The sequence below is a fragment of the Enterobacter sp. SGAir0187 genome (genome assembly GCF_002952735.2).
In the GTDB taxonomy this organism is placed as follows: domain Bacteria; phylum Pseudomonadota; class Gammaproteobacteria; order Enterobacterales; family Enterobacteriaceae; genus Enterobacter; species Enterobacter quasiroggenkampii.
This window is the reverse complement of record NZ_CP025034.2, coordinates 3,642,147-3,668,166: the sequence shown is the minus strand read 5'-3', so window position 1 is coordinate 3,668,166 and position 26,020 is coordinate 3,642,147. Positions and strand designations below refer to the sequence as shown.

Here is a 26,020-nt window from a genome sequence, read left to right as displayed (position 1 = left end):
CATAAGAATATATTTCATTGCGCAGGCGATATAATATATCTTATATCAAAAATGTTAACCTAACTTAAATGGATATTAAGCGCAATTAAACAATAACGTTTTATATTATATTAAAACCACCTCCTACTAATTATCACACCGCGTAACCCACATTAATAAACAACATTGCAGCGTAAAATTAAAATCATATAAAACAAAATGTTGTACCAATAAGGCCATTAAAAATATCAATATATCAATGCCGCCCTCACTGTTTCCGCATTTATTTACGAAAGCTTAAGTTGCACAAGCCGTGTTTTCTGTCTATATCATTTTTATATCCTAAAATAATTCCTCTATTAATTACAGGGTTTTATAAGACACAAAGTACCAATAAAAACGGTTCTCTTTCATCAGTAATTAGATTCGCTCTGATGTTGCCACTCTGAATCCTGGCGGGCATCGTGCGCGCTAAAAACAACGGTCAGTGCTGCGTTATAACAGCGACTGCGCCGGGGGCGCCCTTTACCTTCTGCAGAGATGGCTCGTCTTGCTCGCCGTTCATGACACATCTGCTGGAGTAATATTTAAATGAGCCAAATCTCTGTTATATCGAAACTTACTGGCGTGGAAACAACCACGGAAGGCACCCAGGTTACCCTGAGCCATTCCTCTATCGTTGAGCTTCATGTCGAGCGAGCCGATGTCTCCCACTTCGCGCGAAGCGGTAACGATCTGGTTATCACACTCCACTCCGGCGAGGTGATAACCCTTAAAAATTTCTACGTCGCTGATGCGCAGGGCGTAAGCCAGCTGGTTCTGCAGGACAGCGAAGGTGCATTATGGTGGATTGAAGATCCTACCGGGGCCGCCGCCTATGAATCTATCGCCTCGACGGATGTGCTGCTTGCCTCATCAGGAAGTGATACCGGTGGCGCCGCCATCTGGCCGTGGGCGCTGGGCGGCATTGTCGCCGCGGGCGGCATCGCGGCGGCGGCAAGTGGTAGTGGCGGCGGAGGCGGAGGCGATAACGGCAACACCACGAACCCCGGCACGCCGACAAACCCTTCCGATCCGGACAGGACACCGCCGAATGCCCCAACCGGCCTTCAGTTCTCGGCGGATGGTAAAACCGTCTCCGGTACCGCCGAACCCGGCAGCACCATTACGCTGAAAGATGCCGACGGCAATGTGGTTGGTACGGGTAAAACCGGCAGCGACGGTAAATTCACCATCGATCTGGGGACGCCGCTGACCAACGGCGAACAGCTTACCGCCACCGCCACGGATCCATCGGGGAATACCAGCCCGGGCGCGACTGTGACTGCCCCGGACACCACCGCGCCGGATGCCCCGGATATCCTGTTAGTGAATGATGATGCGGGCGACAAGGCTGGCCCGCTGGAAAACGGCCAGCGTACTGATGATGCCCGTCCGACCTTAAGCGGTATCGGCGAGCCCGGCAGCACCATTACGGTTTACGATAACGGCCAGAAGATAGGTACCACGCAGGTAGATGCTAAAGGTAGCTGGAGCTTTACCCCCACAACCGATCTCGCCAACGGCAGCCACACCATTACCACGACGGCTACCGATGCAGCAGGCAACACCAGCCCGGCATCGGGCGCCGTGAACTTTATCGTTGATACGCTCGCACCAGCCGCTCCGGTTATCACCAGCGCAACCGACGATGTCGATCCGGTGACAGGAACAATCAGTAACGGTGGCAGTACCAACGATCGGCGTCCACAAATCAGCGGCACTGCAGAAGCGGGCGCCACCATTACTATTTTTGACGGCTCTATCGCTATTGGCACTGCAGTCGCCAATAGCAACGGCACATGGACTTTCACCCCGTCGGTGAATCTCAGTGAAGGCAGCCACTCTCTCACCGTCACGGCCACGGATGTGGCAGGTAATACCAGCCCCCCATCGCCCGCATTCTCCATTAACGTGGATCTGACCGCCCCGGTCACCCCCAGTGCCATCGTGATCAACGATGATACCGGCTCGCTGAAAGGCGCCCTCGCTGCGGGGCAGATTACCGACTCTACTCAGCCGCGGCTGACGGGCCGGGGAGAACCCGGAAGCACTATTTCCGTTTATGATAATGGCAAGCTCGTAGGCGAGGCGATCGTAAAGTCAGATGGCACCTGGACCCTTACACCAACCAGCCCGATAGCGGAAGGTTCTCACTCCATTACCGTCCAGAGCACCGATGGCGCCGGCAACCAGAGCGCCATGTCGCAGCCAATCACCTTCATCGTGGATACCACGCCGCCGGACAAACCGGTTATTACCCTAAACCAGGCAGGCACGCAGATTACTGGTACCGCCGAACCTAACAGCAGCATCGTGATTACCAACAATAACGGGGAGATCGTCGGCCGTACGACAACCGACGGCAATGGTAATTTTGTCGCCACTCTCTCGCCTGCGCAAACAAACGGTCAGATCATTTCAGTCGTGGCCTCTGACGCCGCGGGCAACCAGAGCCCGGCGGCGACCGTCAACGCCGCAGACACCACGCCACCTCAGGCCCCTGGCAACCTTCAGGTCGCTGACGATGGACAAAGCATCAGCGGCACGGCGGAGCCGGGCAGCACTGTCACTATTAAAGGGGCCGATGGCACGGTTATCGGTGAAACCACAGCCAACGGCGACGGCACCTTCGGTGCGCCGTTAAGCCCGGCCCAGACCAACGGTGAAGTGCTGACCGTCGTCGCGACCGATGGATCCGGCAATATTAGCCTGCCGAATACGGCCACGGCACCGGACAGCACTGCGCCGCTTGCGCCGGACAATGTGGTCGTTTCCGGGGATGGCACCACCGTCACCGGTACCGCAGAGGCGGGCAGCACCGTGACCATCCGCGAAGGCGGCGTCACTGTAGGTCAGACAGTCGCCGATGACCAGGGCAATTTTAGCGTGACGCTGAATCCGCCAAAAGCCAACGGTGAAGCTCTGACGGCAGATGCGACCGACCCAGCCGGTAATACAGGTCCAACAACGCCGGCTCTTGCACCGGACATTACCCCGGCACAAACCCCGGTGATTGTCTCGGTGGTCGATGACTTCGCTCCCACCACGGGACCCATCGCCCAGGGCGGGCTCACCAACGATGCAACCCCGACCATCAGCGGTACCGGTGAAGCAGGCACAACGCTCTTTATCTACAGCGGCAGCGCTCAAATCGGCACGCTGGTTATCCCTCCTTCCGGGCAGTGGAGCTTTACCCCGAGCGTAGTTCTGCAAGAAGGTGGACATGTACTGAGCGCGAAAGCCATCGACGCGGCAGGCAACGCCAGCGCAACCTCTAACACCTGGAGCATAACGGTCGACAGCGTCGCCCCTGGCACGCCGGTCATTACTCAGGTGGTGGATAATGTTGAAGGCCGTACCGGTCCGCTCGATACCGGTGAAATCACCAACGATCCGACCCCGACGCTCAACGGTACCGCCGAACCGGGCGCGACGATCACCATCCGTCTGGACGGTAACAGCATTGGCACTGCCGTCGCTGACAGCAACGGCGCGTGGACCTTCACCTCCACCACACCGATTGGCAACGGACAACATACCGTGACCGTTGTTGCAACCGATGCGGCAGGTAACAGTAGCGCACCTTCAGGCGGCTTTACCTTTACGGTCGATATCACTCCGCCACCTGCCGCGACCATTGCCAGCGTGACCGATGACGCTGGCGACGTGCAGGGCCCGCTCAGCAGCGGCGATACCACGGACGACACCCAGCCCCTGCTGCAAGGCAGCGCGCCGGCGGACACCATTATCACCCTCTATGACGGCGATACCCTGCTCGGCACCGCCACCCTCGACGGCAACGGCGGCTGGAGCTTTACGCCAACCACCCCGCTCACCGATGGCCCGCATTCGATCACCGTCCATGCCACAGATGTCGCCGGCAACACCAGCATCTCCGATCCGTTCGACCTGGTAGTGGACACCGTCGCCCCTGCCATACCGGACACTCCGGCCGTTACCGTCAACCCGGATGGCGGCACAACCGAGGTCGCGCTGAAGCCGGGAGAAGTTACCCGCGATACCACCCCGACGCTGAGCGGCACCGGGGAGGCGGGCGATACCGTCACGATTTATATCGGCGGCGTTAAAGTTGACGAGGTCCCGGTAGGCAGCGACGGCAACTGGAGCTGGACGCCAACGACTCCACTGAACAATGGCACCTATGACATCACCCTCACCGTCACCAACAAGGATGGCGCGGGCAACGAAAGCGCACCGTCCCAGCCGGTGACCATCACCATTGATACCGACCCACCGACCACGCCTGCAGCCCCTACCGTGACCGACAGCGTGAGCCAGATAACCGGTCCGGTTGCCGATGGCGGAACCACTAACGATCCGCGCCCGGTACTCAGCGGCACCGGTACGGCAAACGACGTGATTATTATTTATGACAGCATTAATAATCAGCCTGCCACCGAAGTGGGTCGCGTCACCGTAGACAGCAATGGCAACTGGAGCTGGCGTCCTGAGAGCGATATTGACGAGGGAAGCCACCAGTTTACCGCCACGGCGACAGATGAGGCGGGCAACGTTTCGGCCACCTCACCCGGCATTACGATTACCGTTGATACCGTGGCACCGGACGTTCCGGTCATTGGTGCCGTCGGCGGCGGAGCAAATGGCAGTACGATCACGGACGCCACTCCTACCGTCGGCGGAACCGGCGTCAACGGCGAGAAGGTGATCGTCTATAACAACGGCGTCGAGGTGGGACGTGTTGACGTAACCAATGGCGAATGGTCCTTCACCCTGCCGGCCCAGACCGACGGTCCGCTGAACATCACCGTGGCGGGCGTTGACGCGGCGGGTAACGTCAGCGCCACCAGCCCGGTCTTTACCGTCACGCTGGATACCGTTGCGCCTGAAATACCGCAGATTAACGCGATCTCAGACAGCCAGTTCGCAAACGACACGCTTTACACCCGCGACAGCACGCCAACCCTCACCGGTACAGGCGAACCGAACAGTACGGTGATCGTCTCCGTGGACGGCGTACCATCACCTGTAGTGGTGACGGTACAGCCGGATGGCAGCTGGAGCTGGACCGCGGGCAGCACGCTGTCGGATACCCCCCACACCTTTACCGTCTCTGCGGTTGACCCGGCAGGTAACGCCTCCGGCAGTTCTGCCCCGCTTAGCGTAACGGTGGATACCGTCGCGCCGGCAGACCCGATCAATATCAACGTGGCCGCGCAGGGCACGCCACTGACGGGTACGGCGGAAGAAGGTGCCACCATCACCGTAAAAGACGGTAATGTGGTCATTGGTACCGGTGTCGCCGCCGCTGACGGCAGCTTCTCCATCGCACTCAGCCCGGCCCAGCAGGACGGTAAAACGCTGACCGTGATCGCCACCGATGAGGCAGGCAATGGCAGCCCCGGCGCGAGCTATACCGTCACCGGTACGTTGCCGGGCCTGCCGGATGTACCGATCATCACCGACATCACTGACAATATCGGGGACGTAACGGGCAACGTACTGGGTAAAACCTCGGACGATACCGCCCCGGTCATCAGCGGAACGGCCCCTGCAGGCAGTCTCGTCACGCTCTACCTGGACGGCAGTTTGATCCCGCTGACCACAATTTTGGTGGGGTCAGGCGGCACATGGAGCTATCAGCTGCTCGTACCGCTGAGCGCTGGCGATCACTTCTTTGAAGCGACTACCACGGCCAACTTAATCACCAGTGGCCGTTCCCCGGCCGCCACGGTGACCATCGACCTCACCGCCCCAGACACCCCAACCATTGGCGCAGTGATTGATGACGTCGGTCCTGGCACTGGCCCATTGACCAACGGTCAGGCCACTAACGACAACCAACCAACTCTTACCGGTACCGGCGCGGTTGGCGACACCATCTCCGTCTACAACAACGGCACGCTGCTGGGAACCACACAGGTCGGCAGCACAGGCACCTGGAGTTATACGACACCTGTGCTGGCAGACGGCAATAATGTCCTGACCATCCGCGAGACCGATCCCGCCGGAAACCAGAGCGGGCCTTCGGCGGGCTTTACCGTTGTGGTTGATACGATCTCCACCACACCGGTGATTACCAACGTCACCGACAATGTCGGCAACGCTGCCACTACGGTCGTCAGCGGCAATCCGACTAACGACGCAACGCCAACCCTCACCGGTACGGCAGATGCGAACAGCGTAGTGACGATCTCAGACAACGGGACGCAGATTGCCGTAGTCACAGCGGATAGCACAGGTGCATGGACGTTTACCCCTGACACCGCCCTCGGTGAAGGCCTGCATAGCTTTACCGTCATCGCCACCGATCCGCAGGGGAACGTCAGCCAGATCTCCAATACCTGGGGCGTAGTAGTCGACCTGACGCCTCCCGCAGTTCCTGCGCTTGATACCGTCAGCGACAACGTGGCGGGCGGGATCGTCGGTAATCTTACGACCGGCCAGGTCACCAATGACGCTACGCCAACGCTCACCGGGAGAGGTGACGCCGGCAGCACAATCCACATCCTGAACAATGGCGTGGAGATTGGCACCGCCCCGGTAGACGTTAACGGCAACTGGAGCTTTACCCCTGGCACCGCGCTGGGGGATGGCAGCTATAACATACGCATCAACGCCAGCGATGCCGCCGGTAACGTCTCCGCCAACTCGCCGGTCTTCGTCTTCACCGTCGATACCACGGGCCCTGCTGCGCCAGCGATCGTCAGCGTGATTGACGATGTCGGCCCGGTCACCGGTACTCTCACAACTGGCAACAGCACCAATGACGCACGTCCGACCTTCAACGGCACGGGCGAAATCGGTGCCACGGTGCACATCATTGTGGATGGCAGCGAGATTGGCACCGCGGTCGTCAACGCTCAGGGGAACTGGACCTTTACCCCGGACACCGCGCTCGCCGAAGGGCCGCACGCCATTACCTTCAACGCCACCGACGCGGCAGGCAACACGGGCGCCACCACGGCACCGTTTAACCTGACGGTGGACACTATCGCGCCGTCAGCGCCGGTTATCTCGACCGCGGCGGACAATGCAGGCAGCGTACAGGCCCCGCTCACCTCCGGACAGAGTACCGACGACACCACGCCAACGCTGACGGGCACGGCGGCGGCCAATGCCACCATTACGATTTACGAGAATGGTCAGCAGGTCGGCACCGCCACGGCGAACGGCAGCGGCGCATGGAGCTTTACGCCGTCCACGCCGCTGGCGAACGGCAGCCATACCTGGACCGCCACGGCCACCGATGCGGCCGGCAACGTCAGCCCGGCATCGCCTGGCTTTACGCTGGTGGTGGATACTACCGCTCCCACCGCGCCGGTTATCAGCCAGGCGATTGACGATGTGGGTTCCGTCACCGGCGCGATCAGTTCCGGGCAGACCACCGACGACACCGTTCCGCGTCTCATCGGGACCAGCGAGCCGTTTGCCACCGTCAACATCTATGAAGGTGCAACGCTTGTGGGAACCGGCACCGCGGATGCCAGCGGAAGCTGGAGTATTCTGCTTAACACCACGCTGGCTACGGGCACGCACAGCTTCACGGCCCGCGCGACGGATGCGGCTGGCAACACCAGCGATCCGTCAACAACCTTCAGCCTGACTATCGACACCACGCCACCTGCGCAGCCGGTGCTGAGCAGCATTGTGGATGACGTCGGTAATGCCGCCACGCCGATCGGCGACGGCGGGTTAACCAACGACGCGCAGCCAACCCTCACCGGTACGGCGGAAGCGGGCGCGACGGTGAAAATCTTCGATAACGGCGTGCAGATTGGCAGCGTGACCGCCACCGGCGGGGCGTGGAGCTTTACGCCGACCACGCCGCTCGCTAACGGGCAGCACAGCCTTACCTTCACCGCGACGGATGCGGCCGGCAACGCCAGCGCGCCTACCACCGGGTATGTGATTAACGTGGATGCCACCGCGCCAGTTGCCCCGGTCATCAGCTCGGTGGTGGATGATGTGGGCAGCATCACCGGACCAATAATCGGCGGCAACCCGACCAACGACGCGCGCCCAACGCTGAACGGTACCGCAGAAGCCAACGCCACCGTGCGCATCTACGACGGTGGCACCCTGGTTGGCACGGTCACCGCCGATGCCAACGGCAACTGGACGCTGCCGCAAACCACCACCACGCTGACGGAAGGCTCGCATACCTTCACCGCCACCGCCACGGATGCGGCGGGCAATACCAGCGTGGCATCGGCCCCAACCACCATAACGGTGGATCTGACTGCACCTGGCGCACCGGGCAGCCTTGCGGTAATCACCAACGGGACGCACGTCACCGGTACCGCCGAAGCGGGCAGTACCGTCACCATCACCACCAGTACCGGGACGGTTCTCGGTACCGCAACGGCGGACGGTAGCGGGAACTTTAACGCGACCATCACCCCGGCGCAGACAGACGGTGGTTCCCTGCTGGTCTACGCCACCGACAAGGCCGGTAACGCCGGCGTCAGCGCCTCGGTGATTGCGCCCGTCACGCCAATCCCGAACGCGCCAGTTATCGCCACCATCAACGATAACGTGGGCACCGTGACCGGCAATCTGACCAACGGCAAAACCACCGACGATACCACCCCAACCCTGAGCGGGACCGCCCTGGCGGGTTCCACCGTCACGCTGTATAACAACGGCGTGTCGATGGGCACCGTAGTTGCGGACGGTTCAGGCAACTGGAGCTTCACCACTCCGGCGTTAGGCGAAGGCGCTCACGCCTTTACCGCCACCGCGAGCAACAGTTCGGGTACCAGCCCGGTTTCTGGTGCGACCACCGTGATTGTCGATCTCACCGCGCCAACGGCACCGACCGGCACCATTAATGCCGACGGCAGCGTGTTGACCGGGAATGCAGAGGCCGGCAGCACCGTCTCCATCCGTCTTGCCGACGGCACCACGGTGACGACCACCGCAGGAAGCAACGGGACCTACAGCTACACCTTCCTCAACAAACAGACGGAAGGTCAGACGCTGCAGATCACCGCCACCGACGCCGCGGGCAATACCTCGCTGCCGGGTTCAGCCCTTGCACCGGTGGTGCCACTCTCCGCCAGCAACAACGTCGAAGAGCTGGATCTCAGCACAACCGCCACCGTCACCAACAGCCAGTACAGCGATTACGGCTTCCTGCTGGTGGGGGCTGTGGGAAATGTTCTGACGCTACTGGGGAATGACACCGCGCAGGTGGACTTCACCGTAGGTAGCGGCGGCAGTGCCGATATCGTGGTGAATGCCAACGCCACCGGCGCCGTGCTTTCTCTGCTCAATACCCTTGAGCTGGTGGTGCAGCGTTTCGACAGCGTCAACGGCACCTGGACCACGGTTATCGATACCGGACAACCGCAGTTTGCCGACCTGCTGACGCTGGGGGCCACCGGCGTATCGCTCAACCTGACCGGGCTGGCGAACGGCGATTATCGCGTGCTCAGCTATAACACCAACCTGCTGGCCACCGGCTCCTACACCAGCCTCGACGTGGCGGTGAAAGAGACCGGCCCGGGTACGGTCACAGGTGATACCAGCCTGAACGGCAACGTGATCCTCGATACCGACCCGACCGCGGGCAGCGACAACGCACCGGCCGGGACCACCGTTTCCGCCGTCACCAACGCCCTGGGAGTAACCACCAGCGTGAACGCCGACGGCACGGTGATCCAGGGGCAGTACGGTACGCTGACCATTAACCGCGACGGCAGCTACACCTACAACCTCACCGACACCAGCGCCGCGGTGATTGGCCGCACGGAGAGCTTCACCTACACCATCACCCATAACGGCGTCAGCGCGTCGGCGAACCTCGTGCTGTCGCTCGGTGCGGGCAGCGTAACGAACGGCATTGTCGCCGTTGACGACACGGCCTCGCTGACCTTCGACACCACCGTGAGCGAGGTTAATAACGGTACGTCATCTCAGAGCGGCTTTACCCTGGTGGGCATCAATCTCGGCAACACGCTGGGGCTGAACCTTCTGGACGACATGACCAACCCCATTATCTATAACGTGGAGGAAGGGACGACACGCACCATGACCATCCAGGCCTCCGTTGGCGGCGTAGCGCTGGCGTCGGTGTTCGATCTGTACGTCTATAAGTTCAACAACGCGACCCAGACCTTCGAGCAGGTTCGCGTCGAGTCGGGCTGGCTGCGCGCCCCACTGCTGGGAGGCACCTCGCCTCAGCTGACGCTGAACCTGCCCGCCGGGGAGTACCTGTTCCTGCTGAACACCGCGGCGGGGATCACCGCCCTGACGGCCTACACGCTGAGCGTCCTGCAGGATCATGTCTACAGCGTGGCGAGCATCAGCGAGACAACCACCGGCGACGTGCTGACAAATGACCCTGTTCCGGCGGGAACGGTAGTCTCGGATGTAAACGGCGTGACGGTCAACAGCAGTGGAACAACCACCATTCAGGGGGAATATGGCACGCTGACCATTAATTCGTCCGGCCAGTACACCTATACCCTGAAAAGCGGCGTGGGCGCTGACCATATCCGCACCCCGGATACGTTTGTCTATACCATCACCGCGCCAGACGGCACGAAAGACACGGCGACGCTCAACATCACCCCAACTGCACGGGCGATGGATGCGGTTAACGATGTCAGTGCCGTAATGGACGTCACCTCGGTACACCACACGTCGACCTACTCCGATACCACCGTCGGCAGCGCCAGCTGGACGACCGCGCTGCTTTCATCAACCCAGGGCAGCGGCAGCGGAACCTTCGTAGTCGACCCAAACACCGCGCTGCACAACGCGTCGCTGCACTTTAGCGTGGCCTCGCTGCTGGCGCTGGGCGGGCTGACGGTGAACTGGACAATTAGCGATGCCAACGGCGTGATCCGCAGCGGCTCCTTCAGCGGCGGCTCGCTGCTCGGCGGCAGCATCGACGTTCCGCTGACCGGGCTGGATCTGAACGCCGGGACCTATACGCTGAGCTATACCGGCAGCGTACCGGGGCTGAGCGTAGGTAACATCACCATTACCCCAAGCGTCAACGGCACCACCTACTCGCTCAGCCAGTTCGACACGACCAGCGGGCACTTCGTTAACGGCAACATCTTCGACGGCACGGATTCCGCAGGGGCGATGGATCAGCTCCACTCGGTGGATACCCGTTTGAGCGTGACCGGCTACAACGGCGTGACCACCACGCTGGATCCGTATAACGGCAGCGCCACGGTGAACATCACCGGCCATTACGGCACGCTGGCGATCGGCGCGGACGGTCACTACACCTACACCCTCAATACCGGGGTGTCGCTCTCAACCATCACTTCGAAGGAGACCTTCAACTACACCCTGACCGACTCTACCGGGAAAACGGACAGCGCCACGCTGACCATCAACATGGCGCCACAGTTCATCAGCTCTGAACATAACGATGTGATTAGCGGCACGGCCTACGGCGATACGCTGATTTACCAGGTGCTGAACAGTACCGCAGGCAACGCCACGGGGGGGAACGTCAGCAGCGCGACGGGGGATCACTGGACCGGCTTCTCGCTGGCGCAGGGAGACAAGATCGACATCGGCGATCTGCTGGTCGGCTGGAACGGTAGCGCCTCGACGCTCGGGAATTATCTCCATGTCACTAATAGTAATGGCAATACCGTGATCTCCATCGACCGTGATGGTGCAGGGTCCACCTACACTAATACCACGCTCGTTACGCTTGATGGCGTTCAAACCACCTACGACGAGCTCGTTAACCAGCAACACATCATTACCTGATAGCACCTGCAAGAGATGACCCGGGCGCACAGCGCCCGGGCATTAATAATAAAGCTGTACTTTTTTATTAGGGACATGACATGGGAATGAAGATGCCTTACTGGTGGCTCTCGTGCTGCCTGATATCTGTGCCCGCTTTCTGCGCAAATCCGGCGGCAACCATCAATACCGGACAGCTCCGCGAAACGCAGGAACTCCCCTCACTGAATGGCCGCGTGGCCCCGGTGGCAGGCAACGCCGCTCCCGGTTCACTACAGCTTGGTGAGGCCGTTAATCGCGCCGTCACCTGGCACCCGGCCATCAGCGAAGCCGTGGGCAAACTCTACCAGCAGAGCGAAGAGGTGGATGTCGCGAAGTCAAAATACTATCCGCAGATTAATGCCGGCGTGGACAACGGGTATTCGCACGACGGCGACCAGAACGGCTTTACGCCGTCGCTGGTGCTTTCTCTCTCTCAAATGCTCTACGACTTCGGCAAAGTGGCCAGCCAGGTGCGCGCCGAGAGCGCTGGCGTTGCCCAGCAGCAGGCCAACGTGCTGGTGAGTATCGACACCATCGCCCACGATACCGCCGTCGCCATGGTACAGGTGCAGACCTGGCAGCAGATGGTCGACACCGCCAAAGAGCAGCTTGAGGCCCTCTCCTCCATCGGCACGCTGACCCGCCAGCGTAACGACGAGGGCGCCACGTCGCTCTCTGACGTGGTGCAGACCGATGCCCGTATCGAAGGCGCTCGCGCCCAGCTGATGCAGTACCAGGCCAGCCTGGAGAGCGCCCGCGCGACGCTGATGAGCTTTCTCGGCTGGAACAGCCTGAACGCGATCAGCAACGACTTTCCGCAAAAGCTGGCCCGCAGCTGCGATGTCGCCGAGCCGGACGACCGCCTGGTTCCTGCGGTGCTCGCCGCCTGGGCGCAGGCCAACGTTGCCCAGGCTAACCTCGACTACGCCGACGCGCAGATGACGCCAACCGTCTCGCTGGAGCCGGAGGTGCGCCACTACATGAACGATCGCTACGCGGGCAGCGACACGCGGGATCGCACCCAGTATTCCGCATGGGTGAAAGTACAGATGCCGCTCTATCAGGGCGGCGGCCTCACCGCCCGGCGTAACGCCGCCGGACACGCGGTGGAAGCGGCACAGTCCACCATTCAGCGCACGCGTCTTGATGTCCGCCAGAAACTGCTGGAAGCCCGCAGTCAGGTGATGAGCCTGCAAAGCACGCTGCAAATCCAGGGCCGCCAGGAGGCGCTCAGCGCCCGCACCCGTGAGCTGTACCAGCAGCAGTATCTTGACCTCGGCTCGCGCCCGCTGCTCGACGTGCTCAACGCCGAACAGGAGGTTTATCAGGCGCGGTTCACCCAGCAGCAGACCCTCGCTCAGCTGCACCAGCTGCAGCTCAACTGCCTGTATAACACCGGGCAATTGCGTCATGCGTTCGACCTTGATAACCGCACCATCCAGACCGTGGAGATCCAGCCATGAAGCAGCGTGATATCCCCCAAGGTGAAAACATGACGGATGAGGCGCTGGCGCAGTGGGCGCAGGCCTTTGGCTTTATCGCCACCCGCTACCGCGTCGCCTGCTCGCCTGGCGCGCTGATTGCAGGCGCACCGTGGCTGAAAGGCAAACCGATGGTGCCCGCCCTCACCCAGCTGGCGCGTGAGGCGGGGCTGTCGTTTCAACTGCTCACCGCTGACCAGCAGTCAATCAACAGCTGGCGTCTGCCGGTGGTGGTGGCGCTGAATGACGGCCGTGTCGGCGCGATCGAACACTTCGACGGCGACGACACGCTCGAAGTCAGCTTCTTCGATGATGAGACCTACACTAACCGGCTGTCGATGACGGCCATGCTGCCCGCCATCCGCCACGTCATTGCCCTGCGTCCTCTTGCCGCGCTGAAGGACAGCCGCGTGGATGCTTATATCTCAAAATATCGACCGGACTGGCTCTACCGGCTGGTGATGCGCGATCTCCGCCCCTACAGCTGGGTAATGCTGGCCGCGCTGTTTATCAACGTGCTGTCGCTTTCCGGGATTGTCTTTTCCATGCAGGTGTATGACCGGGTGATCCCCGCCCAGTCCTACCCGACGCTGTACGTCCTGACCATCGGGGTGCTGATCGCCACCCTGTTTGGCTTCGTGCTGCGCGTGGCGCGCGGCCACATTATGGATCTGCTCGGCAAGCGCTCGGATATGCGCGTCTCGGATCGCGTATTTGGTCACGCGCTGCGGCTGCGCAACAGCGCGATTCCCCGCTCCACCGGCAGCTTTATCTCACAGCTGCGCGAGCTGGAGCAGATCCGCGAGATGGTCACCTCGTCCACCATCTCGACGATTGTCGACCTGCCCTTCTTTTTACTGTTCGTGGTAGTGCTGGCGATCATCGCCCCGCAGCTGGCGTGGATCGCCCCGGTCGCGGCGGTGATCATGGTCCTGCCCGGCCTGCTGCTGCAGAAAAAGCTGGCGGAGCTGGCAAAGCAGTCGGCCCATGAATCAACCCTGCGCAATGCGGTGCTGGTGGAGAGCGTGCAGGGGCTGGAGGACATCAAGCTGATGCAGGCGGAAAACCGCTTTTTGCAGCAGTGGAACAGCTATATCCAGATCACCGCCGAATCCGGCCTGCGCACCCGCGAGCTGACGCAGAACCTGATCAGCTGGGGGATGACCATTCAGAGTCTGGTTTACGCCGCCGTGATTGTGGTCGGCGCGCCGATGGTGATCGACGGCACCCTGACCACCGGCTCGGTGGTCGCCGCCTCGATGCTGGCCTCCCGCATGATCGCCCCGATGGCGACGCTGTGCGGCGTGCTGGCGCGCTGGCAGCAGGTCAAAGCGGCAAAAGAGGGGCTGGACAGCATCATGCAGCTTCCCACCGAAAACCAGCGCGAGGAGACGCCGATCCGCCAGGACGTGCTGCGCGGTCACTACCTCTTCGAGCAGGCGCAGTTCCGCTATCAGCCGGACGATCCGCGTATGGCGCTGCGCATTAACCGGCTGGAGATCCGTCCGGGTGAGAAAGTGGCGATCCTCGGGCGCAACGGCGCGGGCAAATCGACCCTGCTGCAGGCCATGGCGGGCGGGATGGATCTGGCAGCCGGTGAGCTGCGACTTGATAACTTCAGCCTGCCGCATCTCGACGTGGCGGACGTGCGGCGCAACGTCGGCTTTATGACCCAGAACGCGCGGCTGTTTTACGGCACCCTGCGCGAAAACATTACCCTCGGCATGCCGCGCGCCACCGACGAAGAGATCTTTGAGGCGCTGGAACTGACCGGCGCGGCAAGTTTCGTGCAGAAGCTGCCCAAGGGGCTGGACTACCCGATCATGGAAAACGGCGTGGGGCTCTCCGGCGGACAGCGTCAGTCGATTCTGTTGGCGCGAATGCTGCTGCGCGATCCGAATATCGTGCTGATGGATGAACCCACCGCCTCACTGGACGAGCACACCGAGCGGGAATTTATCCAGCGTCTGGGAGACTGGCTCGGGCAGCGCACCCTGATTGTCGCCACGCATCGCGTACCGGTGCTGGAGCTGGTGGAGCGCGTGGTCGTGTTGAAAGAGGGGATGCTGGTGATGGACGCGCCAAAAGCCCAGGCGCTGAACAACAGCCGTATGCAGCAGCAACAGCAGCAGGCAGCAACCGGACGGGAGTGGAAAAATGAAAATCAGTCAGCGTGACGTGGCGGCAATGGACGATCTGGATAACGCCCTCGACTCCGAAAGCAGCTACACCGGCGCGCGTCGGATCGTGATCTTCTCGCTGCTGATGTTTGTGGTGCTGGGCATCTGGGCGTGGTTTGGCGTGCTGGACGAGGTGTCAACCGGATCGGGGAAAGTGATCCCCAGCTCGCGCGAGCAGGTCTTACAGTCGCTGGACGGGGGGATCCTCACCGAGCTGAACGTCCACGAGGGGGATCAGGTGCAGGCCGGACAGGTGCTGGCGCGGCTTGACCCTACTCGTTCCGAGTCAAACGTCGGCGAAAGTGCGGCGCGCTACCGCGCGTCTCTGGCCTCCAGCGCCCGCCTGTATGCCGAGGTGAACGATCTGCCATTGAAGTTCCCTCCTTCACTGGCGAAATGGCCGGATCTGATTGCCGACGAAACGCGGCTCTACAACTCGCGCCGCGCGCAGCTGGAGGATACCCAGCGGGAGCTTCGCGCCGCGTTAGATCTGGCGAATAAAGAGCTGGCCATTACCCAGCGGCTGGTGAAAACCGGGGCCGCCAGCCACGTGGAGGTGCTGCGCCTGCAGCGGCAGAAAAGCGATCTGGAGCTGAAGCTCACCGACGTGCGTTCGCAGTATTACGTCCAGGCGCGCGAGGCGCTCTCCAAGGCCAATGCGGAGGTGGATATGGTTTCGGCGATCCTCAAGGGCCGTCAGGATTCCGTCACCCGTCTGACGGTAAAATCCCCGGTGCGCGGGATCGTCAAAAACATCAAGGTCACCACCATCGGCGGCGTGATCCCGCCCAACGGCGAGCTGATGGAGATTGTGCCGGTGGACGATCACCTGCTGATTGAAACCCGCCTGTCGCCGCGTGATATCGCCTTTATCCACCCGAATCAGGAGGCGCTGGTGAAGATCACCGCCTACGATTACGCCATTTACGGCGGGCTGCACGGGGTGGTGGAGACGATTTCGCCGGACACCATTCAGGACGAGGCCAAGCCGGAGGTGTTCTATTACCGGGTGTTCATTCGCACCAGCCAGGATTACCTGGTGAATAAGGCGGGCAGGCACTTCTCGATTGTGCCGGGGATGATTGCCACGGTGGACATTAAGACCGGGGAGAAAACGGTGCTGGATTACCTGATCAAACCGTTTAACCGGGCGAAAGAGGCGCTGAGGGAGCGGTGATGAAACGTCTTACATCATTTTCTGAAGCCGCCTCGCAGGATTTAACTTCTTCTGGATAACCTGCTTCTTTTTAGGGGTAATCGGGCGTATGTTCCTCCCACGCCAGCAAACTCTGGCGTCGGGATTGGCATCCCGGTTATGATTGGAGACGGCGTAAGTCCTTGTTACGCTGCACGTCTGGCTACGCTTCAATGGCGGGCTGGGCGGGGGCGTCGCAAGACGCGCCGGTACACTCCAAGCCGGTAATGCCAACTCCGTTCAGACCTGCCACCCGGAAATTGGCATTTCCGCGGCCGGGTTAATCACCTGATTGGAGAAAAATCATGACCACCAGTAACGCACTTTTCACGACCCCTTTCGACCATCATACCGACTTCACAGAACTTGCCGATAACTGCCAACGCTACTGCGAAGCGCTGGTGGAAGAGACCGATCCTGCAAGAAAAATAGCGCTCTGCGGTCGTCTTGCCTCGACCCTCACCCTGCTCCGCCCGATGCTGCTGGAGCCGGTCCCTGAGCACTTACAGGAGCACCTTACCGTCGACGTGTTTCCTGAACGTGAACCCGCATTCCACGCCGAGCCCGATCAGCTCTGTCGCTACTGCGAGGAAATCACACAACTGTTGATGAGTGGCGCGCTCGCCCCTGAATCCGCCCGCGTAATGGGGGATTTACTCTTTGAACTGACGGGCTATTTTGCCGACCAGCTCAACGCCCCGCGCTGGCTGAGAACGGAGGCTGGCGTCGCGTTGCTGGGTTGACGTGTTTTTCTCCCTCTCCCTGTGGGGTGAGGGATCCCCAGTAATTTTTTTCCTGAAGCGATGCATGTGACTTCAGGAAAATAAATGGCTTACAGCGATGCCCTGGTCCGGCTGTAAATCGCTGAGGCGTTTCCTGTAGGCCGGGGCGAGGCGCATGGATGCGCCGAGAGGGCGGGCTTTACAGGGATGTTACCTCCGCCCGTCGCCGACAAGCCGGAAGGAATAAGCCGAAGGCACCGCGAAGCGGCGATTTACCGCCGGGAGCCCGGGTCGCCAGGGCGGTGGCGATTGAGCCGCCCTGGCACGTTCACCGGCCATGTCCTTACAGAGTAGCAAGGAACATAAAGTGAACGGAATGACCACTTCAGCCGTATGTTCCCCCTCACCCCAGCCCTCTCCCTCAAGGGAGAGGGGGTTGTCCGTGCAGGTATTATTTTGTGGGGATCCCTCTCCCTGTTGGAGAGGGCCGGGGTGAGGGCATCAAACCGCACTCATTTTATATTTATAAACAGGGAGAGAGGATAAACATCGATCGCACCTCTGCTAGCGCGCAGGTAAACAATTAAAGCGCTTGATCTCAACGAAGCCACGCGCATTACCTTCGCCCAAAAGGGGCTTCTTTCGTCGCCCACTGCCCCGGCGTTTTATCGGTCCATGCTCTGAAAACCTCAATAAATGCGCTGACGCTGCTGTAGCCGCAGGACAGCGCAATCCACCCTACCGGCTTCCCCGCCGCCAGCCACTCCATTGCCTGCATGACGCGCGCCAGCTGCCGCCAGTTAACAAAGTTCATTCCGGTCTGGGCACTAAACCGACGATTGAACGTACGTACGCTCATCCCGGCATGAATAGCATGACTCTCGACCGTCTGGTTATCATCGACAAACTGCAGCAAATGGCTGACCACGTTCTTCAGACGCGGATCCGTCGGCACGGGCAGAGAAAAGTGAACCTGGGGCGTCAGGGCAAGCTCATCCAGCAGCAAAGTCAGCTTTCGCGGATCGTACTCGTTCTCTGCACCACATAAACGGGAAAACAGTGCATGAGTGAGATCGTCGGGCTCGAACAGCGCGGACGCATCGGGAAGCCCTGCACAGCAGGCGGGGTCAAGATAGATGGCGCAGCCTTCTATTGCGCTTTCAGAAAAGGCGGCATGCTGCTGACCTGGCGGGATCCAGCCGATGTGTTTTGCCGGTACGACCGAGCGCGCCTGCTGGGTCTCAATGACCAGCAGACCCGTTGCAATGCGCCACAGCTGGCCGGTGCGATGACTGTGCCACCGTGTTCGATATCCGCCGGCATGACGGAGCGTTTCAAAACTGACCATCTCATTTTGACCGAAAATCGTTATTCATCGACCTATTACAGAAACCACGTCTTCGGCTGTCAAGGATAATGGGGACTCAACCACATAAGGAGCCCGTATGAGCATTATCACGTCCCTGATAGCCGACACCGACAACGCCGCGCAGCGCGAAAAGATGGCGTGCCTGTTAACCCGCTTATTCAACGGCGATATCGATCCGGCAGAGGTATTTACGCCCGATTACCAGCAGTTTACGGACGGTCACGCCCTTGACTACCGGGGTTTTATTCAGCACCTGAACCACGTTCGCTCGCAGATCCGTGCGATCGCCTTTAGCGTGGCGGAGATAGCCTGTCATGACGAACTTCTGGCTGACCGGCATATCGTGACGGTCACGTATCCTGATGGTCGTCAGGCAGAGATAGAGGTTTACCTGTTTGCCGCGCTGCGTGAAGGGAAAATCTGGCGGATCCATGAAGTCACGCGAGCCCTCAGCGGCGATGCTTCAGATCGCACCCTGGCACACGCGACAGAATAACGTCACTCCGCCGGGCGCGGCGCGGCGCTGTTATACACCCCAACATAGCGCACAAACTTCCCAATAAAGACGCCCGCAAACACACCGCCGGAGACGATCGCCAGCGCACTCATGGCGGGCTGCTGCATCGTCTGGGGAGAGACCGCGCTCATCACGCCCAGCACATACTTCACCCCGAATGCCAGCATCATAAACGGCAACGCGGTGTAGTCTGCCTGGCGGAAAAGGGTGCGCGGCGCCTCTGCGCGGGTGATAACCGCCTGCTTAATCAGGAAATACCCCAGCGCAGTCCCGGCGAGGATCCCCGCCGTCCACAATGCCACGGTCCCGGGAGTCAGCGTGCGGTAGACTACCAGATCGTAAATATCCCAGATAAGAAAGATGCCTGGAATGATGGCAAGCCTCTCCAGCGTAACGGTGGCGGGCCTGCGGGCCTTAATGCCGCGAGAGATGAGAAAGATAAACAGCACCCACACCCAGGCGGGCGTGTGCGTAACGACACCGATCAGAAATTCAAACATGGAACTCACCATGAACGATCGCGGCCCGTGCCGCCCTGAACGCGTATTGCGCATAACGGCATGAAAGCCATTATGCGCAGCTCTTTTAGAGCGATTTTTTCAGGCGTTGAACCGCCTCTTTCAGATCTTCATCCGTTGGCGTCACAAATGACATGCGCAGCGTCGTTGGGTCTGGCTCATTGCAGTAGAAAAACTCGCCAGGCACAAATACTACGCCGTTGCTTAACGTTTTTTCAAGCCAGCGCGTGGTGTTCATGCCGTTGTTCATTTTCGCCCACAGGAACATGCCGCCCTTCGGCTTGTGGAACGACATCACGTCGCCCAGCTCGGCTTCCAGTTCCGTGGCGAAGGTCTGGTATTTCTGGCGATAGGCTTCGCGGATCGTTTTAATCTGATCGGCCAGACGGCCGGTCTTCAGGTACTCATACGTCATCAGCTGCGACAGCGTGCTGGTGTGCAGATCGGTGGTTTGCTTCAGGTTCACCACCGCGCGCTTCAGCCATTCCGGCACCACTATCCAGCCTACGCGAGTGCCCGGCGCGAGGATTTTAGAGAAGGTGGAGGTATACACCACATTCTCTTCATTGCCGATATCCCTGGCATGGGCAATTAACGGACGGAAGACTTCATCGGTATAGTTAATTTCGCTGTACGGATCGTCTTCAATAATCACGAAGTCATAGCGCTTCGAGAGTTCCACCAGCTGTTTACGACGCGCCTCAGAAAGCGTCACGCCGCCAGGGTTACCAAAGGTTGGAACGATATACACCGCTTTAATGGCTTTTTTGGCCACCAGTGCTTCGAGCTCATCCACCTTCATACCGTCGCCGTCGGTGCCAACGGATTCAAAATTCGCCTGCGCCAGGCCGAATACCTGCAGGGCGGCGAGATAGGTTGGACGTTCGACGACGACGATATCGCCCGGGTTAATTAACGCGCGCGCCAGCACATCGAGGGACTGCTGTGAACCGGAGGTCACGACCACGTCATCGGCCTTACAGCGAATGCCACGACCCTCGCAAATGCGCTGAATCTCTTCCCGCAGTCCCGGAACGCCTTCGGTCAGGCCATACTGAAACGCCTCGCCAAAATGCTGAGATAATACGGCATCAGCAGCGATTTTCAGCCCTTCGCGATCGAACAGATCAGGGTTTGGAATACCGCCCCCCAGCGAGATCACGCCCGCCATTTTGCTATGTTTTAATAATTCACGGATGGCAGATGATTGCAGACCCTGCGCGCTGCTGGCGAGTTTACTCACGGACATTCTTTGCTTACCTTCTGTTTTTATAGTGTGCTCAATCTTAGCAGAATATGGGCGATAAATTCCGTCAGCTTAGGCAGCGGCCGCAAATCCTGGCGCCACAGTAGATGCACCGGCCTCGGCGCGGGCGTGAACGGTTCCATTACCCGCACCAGTCTGCCGCTTGCCAGCTCTTCCGCCACCAGCACTTCCGGTTGCAGCAACAGCCCCGCCCCGGCTCGCGCCGCCATGCGTAAGCCGTAGCCGTCGTTGCACCGTAATACGGCATCCCGTTTCCAGCGCACCTCCCCTTCCACGCCCGGCAGACGCCACTCGTTGCGTGCCGTCCACACCGTGTGCGAAAGACAGAGATGATCCACCAGATCGTCTGGCGTTTGCGGCGTGCCGTGTCGCGCTAAATAGTCCGGTGCAGCGCAGATCACCATGTTGTAGGGGCACAGGTATTTCGCCACCAGATCGTCGTTGCGAACGTCGCCAATGCGAATGGCCAGATCGACACCCTCCTCCACCAGATCGACCATCCGGTTGGTGAGATCCAGCTCAATGCGTATCTCCGGGTAGCGCTGTAAAAAGGTGGCCGTCAGCGGGGCGATCACGCAGCCGCCAAACGACGTGGGCGCCGTGACGCGCAGGGTGCCAGACGGCGCAGCGCGCAGCCGTTCAACCGCGCTTTCAGCAATCACGACCTGCTCCAGCACCCGCTTCGCCTCGTCGAAATAGACGCGTCCGGCATCCGTCAGGCTCTGGCGGCGCGTGTTACGCTCCAGCAGGCGGGTGCCAAGCTGGGATTCCAGCAGCGCAACGTACTTCCCTACCATTACCGCCGACATCTCCAGCCGCGCCGCCGCACCGGTGAAGCTGCCGCTTTCCACCACGGCAATAAACGTCTCCATACTGCGGAGCTTATCCATATTCCAAACCTCTGGTTAGCAATCTTCTAACTTTATCCCAGTTTATCCGCATTTTAATTTATTAAAGAATGAAGGCTCACAACATAAGGAGTCGGCTATGAAAATCGTCATTATTGGTGCCAGCGGTACGGTCGGTCGTGCGGTAACGGAAGAGCTGAGTCGCCGCCACGAGGTCATCCGCGTCGGTCGCACGCAGGGCGACGAGCAGGTGGATATCACCTCGCAGTCAAGCGTTCAGGCGCTCTTCGAGAAAATTGGCCAGGTGGATTCGATTGTGTCCGCCAGCGGTGGCCTCTACTTCGGCCCGCTCGCGACCATGAAAGACAGCGACTTTAACCAGGGGTTGCAGGATAAGCTGCTGGGGCAGGTGCGCCTGGCGCTGACCGGCCAGCACTACCTGAATGAAGGCGGCTCGATTACGTTGATAAGCGGAATTGTGGCGCATGAGCCGATTGCGCAGGGCGTGAACGCCACCACGGTGAATGCGGCGCTGGAAGGGTTTGTTCGCGCGGCAGCCTGCGAACTGCCGCGCGGGATCCGCATCAACCTGATTAGCCCGACGGTGCTCACCGAATCCGCTGAAGCTTACGACGGATTCTTCCCGGGCTTTGAGAGCGTTCCCGCCGCGACCGTGGCACAGGCCTACCGCCGCAGCGTGGAAGGGGTGCAGAGCGGGCGGGTGTATAAGGTGGGTTACTGAGCCTTACGCGCGGCGATCAGCACCAGCATGGGGCGTTCCGCCTCTTCGGCCAGCGCAGGCCAGGCGTCAATCTGCGCCTGCGTTGGCCCCCACTCGTTGACGTCGCTTATTGTTAATCCGGCCCCGATCAGCGCGTTAAGCGTGGTGCCCAGCGTGCGGTGATACTTGATCACCCCGTCCGCCAGCCAGTTGCTGACGCGCTGGCCTTCGTCCTGATAATGATTCACGCCCCAGAACCGCTCGCCGTTATCGTCGGTCAGCCAGCCCTGACGGGTGGCGCAGGTGTAGATCGGGTGCTCCATTGAGAACACCAGGCTGCCGCCGGGCTTGAGCGCGCGCTGAACCTTCGCAAACAGGGTATCCAGCTCCGGCAGGTAGTGCAGCGCCAGCGAGCTGTAGACCAGATCGAGGCTGTTCTCGTTGAGCTTAAGTGATTCCAGATCGCTACGCTGATAGTGAATCAGTGGGTCAGCGGTAAGCTCCGCTGCACGGGCGAGCATCTTTTCTGAGATATCCACGCCGGTGACCTCAAACGCGCCAAGCTCACGCGCTGCGCGGCAGAACCAGCCGTAGCCGCAGCCGAGATCGACAACCGATTTACCGGTTAAATCCGGCAGCATTGCCTTAAGGGCGGGCCACTCCGGCGCGCCGTCCAGCCCCTGAACCGAGCGCGGAAGCTGGGCATAGCCTTCGAAAAACGCCGGGTTATCGTAGATGTTTTGTGCCATGACGGTCTCCTGTATTACAACAGAGGCGAGGGTAAAGCAGCCCTCGCCCGTTGACAACGTATCCGTCTGATAAATCAGAGCCTGCGCCGGATTTTCTCCACCATGGCGGCGGTCGAAATCCCGTAGCGGTCGTGCAGGGTGGGTAGCGCGCCGGCGTCCAGGAATGCGTCCGGCAGTGCGACGGTCTCGAAATCCACGTTCACGCGGTGTCGCATCAACAGCGACGCGACAGCTTCACACAGCCCGCCAACGCTGCTGTGGTTTTCCGCCACCAACACCAGCCGCCCCGGCTTCGCGGCCTGGGCCAGGATGGTCTCTTCATCCAGCGGCTTAATGGTGGGCGAATGCAGCACCGCCACGCTGACGTTATCCTTACGCAGCTGCTTCGCTGCCTCCAGCGCGCGCATGGTCATCAGCCCTGAGGCGATAATCAGAACGTCGCTCCCCTCCTCCAGCAGCGCGGCTTTGCCAATCCTGAACCGGTAATCGTACTGGTCCAGCACCACCGGCACCTTGCCGCGCAGCAGCCGCATATAAACCGGGCCATCGTGCGCCGCCATCGCCGGTACCGCCTGTTCGGTGTCTATCGCATCACAGGGATCGATAATCGTCATCCCCGGAATACCGCGCATAATGGCAATATCTTCCGTTGCCTGGTGGCTTGGCCCGTAGCCGGTGGTGAGCCCCGGCAGCGCCGCGCAGATCTTCACGTTGAGATGCTCCTCGGCAATCACCTGATGGATAAAATCGTAGGCGCGGCGGGTGGCGAAGACGGCATAGGTGGTGGCGAAAGGAATAAAGCCCTCTTTTGCCATGCCGCCCGCGGCCCCCATTAACAACTGTTCCGCCATGCCCATCTGGAAGAAACGTTCCGGGTACGCCTGGGCAAAGATATGCAGATCGGTGTACTTCGACAGATCCGCTGTCATGCCGACAACGTCCGGACGCTGTTCTGCCAGCTTGACCAGCGCGTGGCCGAACGGTGCGGCGCGCGTCGCCTGGCCTTCTTCCGCGATAGAGGCAATCATGGCCGACGTGGTTAAACGCGTTTTTTTCTCCGTGGTCTGGCTCATTACAGCACTCCTTCAGGTTTGTTCGCATCCAGTACGGCGAGCGCCTTTTGCCACTCGTCAGCATCCACGCGAATAAAATGGTTCTTGTCACGCTGTTCGAGGAACGGCACGCCCTTGCCCATCAGCGTGTCGCACAAAATCACGCGCGGCTGGTTTTCCGGATAGCGTTTGGCGTTATCAAACGCCGTCACCAGGGCAGAAACATCGTTGCCGTTTACGCGCTGCACGTACCAGCCGAAGGAGGTCCATTTATCCTCCAGCGGCTCAAAGCCGAGGATCGTATGCGAGTTACCGTCTGCCTGCTGGCGGTTAATATCCACCAGCACGATCAGGTTCGACAGTCCATGGTGCGCCGCCGACATCGCCGCTTCCCAGGTGGATCCTTCGTCAAGCTCACCGTCCGACATAGAGTTAACGACCCAGGCTGTGCTCTGCTTATGCTTCAGCCCCAGCGCCATGCCGACACCAATGCTTAAGCCCTGCCCCAGCGAACCGCCGGAGATCTCCATGCCCGGCGTGTAGGTTGCCATGCCGGACATCGGCAGGCGGCTGTCGTCCGCGCCGTAGGTCTCCAGCTCCTCCTCGGGGATGATCCCCGCTTCAATCAGTGCCGCATAGCAGGCAATGGCGTAATGACCGTGGGAGAGCAGAAAACGGTCGCGCGCTTCCCACTCCGGCTCGCCCGGTTTGAGGTTCATCCCGTGGGCAAACGCAGTGGCCAGCACGTCGGCATAGCCCAGCGCCTGCCCGATGTAGCCCTGCCCCTGCACTTCGCCCATTCGCAGGGCGTAGCGGCGAATGCGCCAGGCCGCCGCGGCAACCTGTTGAACTGTGGTATCCGTCATCTTCGGGCTCCTTAATGGATCAGCATGCCGCCGTTCACGTCGAGCGTGATGCCGGTGGAGTAAGACGAAAGGTCGCTACCAAGGAACAGCGCGGCGCGGGCAATATCCTGCGCGTCGCCAAGGCGATTAAGCGGAATACCCGCCAGGATGGAGGTTTTCATCTCATCGCTCAGCTTGCCGGCGGTGATGTCCGTCTGGATAAGGCCCGGCGTGATGCAGTTCACGCGCACGTTATCCGGCCCCAGCTCGCGGGCCATCGCTTTCGCGAGGCCCAGCACGCCCGCTTTTGCGGCGCTGTAGTGGGGGCCGCCAAAGATGCCGCCGCCGCGCTGGGCGGATACCGAAGAAATGCAGACGATGCTGCCCGACTTTTGCGCGCGCATGGTGGGGATCACCGCCTGGGACATCAGCAGCGTGCCGCGCAGGCTCACGTCCAGCACCGCATCGTAATTCTCGCGCTTTATCTCCATCAGCCTGATCGGCTGAGTAATACCGGCGTTATTCACCAGAATATCGATACGCCCGTATTTCCCCAGCACCTGCTCAATAGCAGCGTTGACCTGTAGTTCATTGCTGACGTTCGCTGCCAGGCCCAGATGCTCCTCGCCCAGGCTCGCCGCCGCGGCACGGCTGGCTGCGGCATCTAAATCAATAATCACCACCTTCGCGCCCTGCTCAGCATATAATTTCGCCGTGGCGAAGCCCAAACCGCGTACGGAAGCCGCGCCGGTAATAACGGCGACTTTATCTTTCAGTAGCATATATTTAC

General features: G+C 60.3%; 15 protein-coding genes. 7 read left to right on the top strand and 8 right to left on the bottom strand.

What is annotated here, in order from left to right; all coding sequences use genetic code 11:
• Nucleotides 1-570: 570 nt before the first annotated feature.
• The 5 genes from CWR52_RS17690 to CWR52_RS17670 all read left to right on the top strand — a co-directional run bounded on the left by CWR52_RS17690 (nt 571) and on the right by CWR52_RS17670 (nt 17,365).
• Nucleotides 571-11,745: a BapA/Bap/LapF family large adhesin gene (locus tag CWR52_RS17690; protein WP_104950287.1), complete on the top strand. Its 11,175-nt coding sequence runs from the start codon at nt 571-573 to the stop codon at nt 11,743-11,745.
• Between the two features lie 80 nt (nt 11,746-11,825).
• Entirely contained in the window at nt 11,826-13,229 is a 1,404-nt protein-coding gene (locus CWR52_RS17685; protein ID WP_104950286.1) for a TolC family outer membrane protein, read from the top strand.
• Nucleotides 13,226-15,424, top strand: a complete 2,199-nt coding sequence (locus CWR52_RS17680; RefSeq protein ID WP_104950285.1) for a type I secretion system permease/ATPase — start codon at nt 13,226-13,228, stop codon at nt 15,422-15,424. Before CWR52_RS17685 ends, CWR52_RS17680 begins: the two co-directional genes overlap by 4 nt.
• 10 nt (nt 15,425-15,434) lie before the next feature.
• Entirely contained in the window at nt 15,435-16,604 is a 1,170-nt protein-coding gene (locus CWR52_RS17675; protein ID WP_104950944.1) for an HlyD family efflux transporter periplasmic adaptor subunit, read from the top strand.
• A gap of 323 nt (nt 16,605-16,927) precedes the next feature.
• Nucleotides 16,928-17,365 (top strand): hypothetical protein, encoded by a 438-nt coding sequence (locus CWR52_RS17670; protein ID WP_104950284.1) that lies wholly within the window; start codon nt 16,928-16,930, stop codon nt 17,363-17,365.
• Between the two features lie 595 nt (nt 17,366-17,960).
• Here the strand turns inward: CWR52_RS17670 and CWR52_RS17660 are convergent.
• Complete coding sequence (locus CWR52_RS17660; protein ID WP_104950283.1) at nt 17,961-18,692, bottom strand: AraC family transcriptional regulator; 732 nt, start codon at nt 18,690-18,692, stop codon at nt 17,961-17,963.
• A gap of 97 nt (nt 18,693-18,789) precedes the next feature.
• On the opposite strand from CWR52_RS17660, the gene CWR52_RS17655 reads away from it, so the two are divergent.
• A complete protein-coding gene (locus tag CWR52_RS17655) occupies nt 18,790-19,209 on the top strand; it encodes a nuclear transport factor 2 family protein (RefSeq protein ID WP_104950282.1) in 420 nt (139 codons plus the stop codon).
• A gap of 2 nt (nt 19,210-19,211) precedes the next feature.
• Here the strand turns inward: CWR52_RS17655 and CWR52_RS17650 are convergent, their stop codons facing one another.
• The 3 genes from CWR52_RS17650 to CWR52_RS17640 form a co-directional block, all read right to left on the bottom strand.
• Complete coding sequence (locus CWR52_RS17650; RefSeq protein ID WP_104950281.1) at nt 19,212-19,730, bottom strand: DUF6622 family protein; 519 nt, start codon at nt 19,728-19,730, stop codon at nt 19,212-19,214.
• Nucleotides 19,731-19,815: 85 nt separating this feature from the next.
• Entirely contained in the window at nt 19,816-20,997 is a 1,182-nt protein-coding gene (locus CWR52_RS17645) for a PLP-dependent aminotransferase family protein (RefSeq protein ID WP_104950280.1), read from the bottom strand.
• 20 nt (nt 20,998-21,017) lie between these two features.
• Nucleotides 21,018-21,905, bottom strand: a complete 888-nt coding sequence (locus CWR52_RS17640) for a LysR family transcriptional regulator (protein WP_104950279.1) — start codon at nt 21,903-21,905, stop codon at nt 21,018-21,020.
• 97 nt (nt 21,906-22,002) lie between these two features.
• On the opposite strand from CWR52_RS17640, the gene CWR52_RS17635 reads away from it, so the two are divergent.
• Entirely contained in the window at nt 22,003-22,605 is a 603-nt protein-coding gene (locus CWR52_RS17635; RefSeq protein ID WP_104950278.1) for a short chain dehydrogenase, read from the top strand.
• Here CWR52_RS17635 and CWR52_RS17630 read toward each other — a convergent pair.
• The 4 genes from CWR52_RS17630 to CWR52_RS17615 all read right to left on the bottom strand — a co-directional run bounded on the left by CWR52_RS17630 (nt 22,599) and on the right by CWR52_RS17615 (nt 26,012).
• Entirely contained in the window at nt 22,599-23,333 is a 735-nt protein-coding gene (locus CWR52_RS17630; RefSeq protein ID WP_104950277.1) for a class I SAM-dependent methyltransferase, read from the bottom strand. The genes CWR52_RS17635 and CWR52_RS17630 overlap by 7 nt on opposite strands.
• A 74-nt stretch (nt 23,334-23,407) precedes the next feature.
• On the bottom strand, nt 23,408-24,406 hold the full coding sequence (locus CWR52_RS17625) for a transketolase family protein (protein WP_104950276.1): 999 nt from the start codon (nt 24,404-24,406) through the stop codon (nt 23,408-23,410).
• Nucleotides 24,406-25,251 (bottom strand): transketolase, encoded by an 846-nt coding sequence (locus tag CWR52_RS17620; RefSeq protein WP_104950275.1) that lies wholly within the window; start codon nt 25,249-25,251, stop codon nt 24,406-24,408. Before CWR52_RS17620 ends, CWR52_RS17625 begins: the two co-directional genes overlap by 1 nt.
• Nucleotides 25,252-25,262: 11 nt before the next feature.
• Entirely contained in the window at nt 25,263-26,012 is a 750-nt protein-coding gene (locus tag CWR52_RS17615; RefSeq protein ID WP_104950274.1) for an SDR family NAD(P)-dependent oxidoreductase, read from the bottom strand.
• Nucleotides 26,013-26,020 lie beyond the last annotated feature (8 nt).